This is a genomic window from Mesorhizobium sp. M4B.F.Ca.ET.017.02.2.1, assembly GCF_003998955.1.
Classification (GTDB): Bacteria; Pseudomonadota; Alphaproteobacteria; order Rhizobiales; family Rhizobiaceae; genus Mesorhizobium; species Mesorhizobium abyssinicae.
This window is the reverse complement of record NZ_RZOF01000696.1, coordinates 1-551: the sequence shown is the minus strand read 5'-3', so window position 1 is coordinate 551 and position 551 is coordinate 1. Positions and strand designations below refer to the sequence as shown.

The 551-nt window shown below is 63.9% G+C and carries 1 protein-coding gene; it reads left to right on the top strand.

The annotated features are described in order from the left end of the window. Positions 1–551 (top strand): beta-ketoacyl synthase N-terminal-like domain-containing protein (locus EN738_RS34915; RefSeq protein ID WP_281034109.1); only part of this gene is annotated, 551 nt, incomplete at both ends.

Below are 551 nucleotides of genomic sequence, written 5' to 3'. Positions count from 1 at the left end.
GGCAGCGACGCACCCTTCGCATGGGGCGTGCTGAAAGCATGGGAAGCAATGCGCGTGCTTTCACCCGATACCTGCCGGCCCTTCTCCGCCGATAGGAAGGGCCTGGTGCTGGGCGAGGGTGCTGGCATGGCCGTGCTGGAAAGCTACGAGCATGCCAGGGCGCGTGGTGCCACAATCCTTGCCGAGATCGCCGGCGTCGGCCTTTCCGCCGATGCCTTCCACATCGCCGCGCCATCTGTCGAGGGGCCAGCGTCGGCGATGCGCGCCTGCCTTGCCGATGCCGGGCTGAATGCCGAGGACGTCGACTACCTCAACGCGCACGGCACCGGTACCAAGAGCAATGATCAGACTGAAACGGCGGCGATCAAGCGTGTGTTTGGAAACCACGCTTATTCGATGTCCATCTCTTCCACCAAGTCCACGCACGCGCATTGCCTCGGCGCAGCGAGCGCGCTTGAAATGATCGCCTGCGTGATGGCAATCCAAGAGGACGTCGTGCCGCCGACCGCCAACTATCGCGAGCCAGATCCCGCTTGCGACCTCGACATCAC